This is a genomic window from Hydrogenivirga sp., from assembly GCF_056450045.1.
This window is the reverse complement of the sequence record NZ_JBWONM010000042.1, coordinates 1-2,134: the sequence shown is the minus strand read 5'-3', so window position 1 is coordinate 2,134 and position 2,134 is coordinate 1. Positions and strand designations below refer to the sequence as shown.

Here is a 2,134-nt window from a genome sequence, read left to right as displayed (position 1 = left end):
TGGGGGTCCTCGCCGAGGGAGAGAGATGCATATCAACCTCCAACAGAAACTTCCCGGGAAGGATGGGACATCCCAAGTCCGAGTCCTACCTCGCAAACCCTGCGGTGGTTGCAGCGAGCGCAATTCTCGGCAGGATAGCCCATCCCGAAGAGGTCGTAAAGGCTGAGGAGCTGGTGGAGGCTTAATAAATCCCAGATGCTCGGGATAATAGGGGGAAGCGGGCTCTATGAGCTTGAAGGACTCAAGGTAAAGGAAGAGAAGTTTATAAAAACCCCCTTCGGAGAGCCCTCCTCACCGGTTGTGATAGGGGAGATAGGAAGCAGAGAGGTAGCCTTCCTCTCAAGGCACGGCAGAGACCACTCTTACCCTCCCCATCTCGTTCCCTACAGGGCAAACCTCTGGGCTCTGAGGGAGGTGGGCGTGAAGAGGGTTCTGGCGGTTTCGGCGGTAGGCAGCATAAACAAGCTATTTGGTGCAGGCGACCTCGTTATCATTGACAGCTTCCTTGACTTTACCAAACAGAGGAAGTCAACCTACTACGAGGGGAGGTTCTCTATTCAGGTGGAAGGTCAGGATGAGGTTGCCAGGCTCCTGAGGGAGAAGAAGGTTGTTCACATAGACGTGTCTGAGCCTTACTGCCCTGAGATGAGGAGGCTTCTCCTTGAGATAATGGAGGAGCTGAGGCTCAGGTACCACCCTGCGGGTGTTTATGCCTGTACAGAAGGTCCGAGGTTTGAGAGCACGGCGGAGATAAGGATGTTGGAGAGGCTCGGTGCGGATGTTGTTGGGATGACGGGATACCCCGAGGTAGTGCTGGCGAGAGAGCTTACGATGTGCTACGCTTCTATCTGTGTAGTCGCTAACCCTGCTGCGGGAATATCAGCCCACAGGCTCACAAGCGATGAGGTCTTAGAGCTCATGGGAAAGACGGAGAGGGAGGTCAAAGCGGTGATATCCTCTTTTGTCCAGAGGCTACCCCTTGAGAGCGGGTGCGAGTGTGAAAAGGTCCTTGAGGGGGCGGAGGTATGATGGAAGAAGTCTTTAATCAGGAGGTTGTAAAGGAGCTGGGCTTTGGCGGTGCGATGGGATTCCTCGTGGGCTTCACCCTTAAGAGGGTCTTCAAGCTCTTAGCCTTCATCATCGGGCTCTACATACTGAGCCTGATATGGCTTGCGGACAACGGCGTCCTTACAGTGAACTGGGGGGCTCTTGGCAAGTTTGTGAGCGGCTTTTTTACTTCCTTTGAGGGCTTTGCGAGGAACGCCGTCAGGACCGTATCCTTTGGGGGGAGCTTTGCGGTAGGACTTGCTCTTGGCTTGAAAGTATAATATTGGCGATGGAAAGGGAAAGGTGGGCGACCCGGATAGGTCTCATCCTCGCTATGGCGGGGAACGCGGTAGGGCTGGGTAACTTCCTCAGATTTCCCGTTCAGGCGGCGGAAAACGGTGGTGGCGCCTTCATGATTCCCTACATAGTCTCCCTTCTCCTGATAGGGATACCCCTCATGTGGGTAGAGTGGGCTATAGGGAGGTACGGAGGCTCTAAGGGACACGGGACAACGCCGGCAATATTCGGGCTTCTGTGGAAGAACAACCTCTCAAAGGTTATAGGTGTCTTCGGGCTCTGGATACCCCTCGTGGTTATAATCTACTACCTCTACATAGAGTCCTGGACACTCGGCTTTGCGATAAAGTTTCTTCTCGGACTCGTTCCCTCAGTTCCGGCGGATGGCACAGACCCGGACACCTATCTAAAGCCCTTCAGGGAGTTTCTTACAAACTACGTGGGTACGGGTGAGGACATAATCTCTCCCTCACTTTACGCCTACGGCGTCTTTCTGATAACAGCCCTTATAAACGTCTGGATTCTGAGCAAGGGTGTGTCTGGGGGAATAGAGCGCTTTGCCAAGATAGCCATGCCTACCCTCTTTCTGCTCGCCGTTATCCTCGTTGTTAGGGTCTTCCTCATAGAGACGGAGCACGGGAAAGCCCTTGATGGGCTCAACTTCCTCTGGAAGCCGGACCTTTCCAAGCTGACGGACCCGGGAGTCTGGATAGCAGCCTCTGGGCAGATATTCTTCACGCTGAGCCTCGGCTTTGGGGCGATAATAACCTACGCCTCTTACATTAGGAAG

The 2,134-nt window shown here is 54.1% G+C and carries 4 protein-coding genes; all 4 read left to right on the top strand.

Translation table 11 applies throughout. The features are described 5' to 3' along the window. Nucleotides 1–185 (top strand): aconitase family protein (locus tag AC1HCM_RS01650; protein ID WP_479460038.1); only part of this gene is annotated, 185 nt, incomplete at its 5' end. A 10-nt stretch (nucleotides 186–195) separates the two neighbouring features. Beyond that, nucleotides 196–1,029, top strand: a complete 834-nt coding sequence (gene mtnP, locus AC1HCM_RS01645) for an S-methyl-5'-thioadenosine phosphorylase (RefSeq protein WP_479460037.1) — start codon at nucleotides 196–198, stop codon at nucleotides 1,027–1,029. Further along, nucleotides 1,029–1,328, top strand: coding sequence for an FUN14 domain-containing protein (locus AC1HCM_RS01640; protein WP_479460036.1), 300 nt, complete (start codon nucleotides 1,029–1,031; stop codon nucleotides 1,326–1,328). The genes mtnP and AC1HCM_RS01640 overlap by 1 nt, the downstream gene beginning before the upstream one ends. An 8-nt stretch (nucleotides 1,329–1,336) precedes the next feature. Further along, nucleotides 1,337–2,134 (top strand): SLC5/6 family protein (locus AC1HCM_RS01635; protein ID WP_479460035.1); only part of this gene is annotated, 798 nt, incomplete at its 3' end.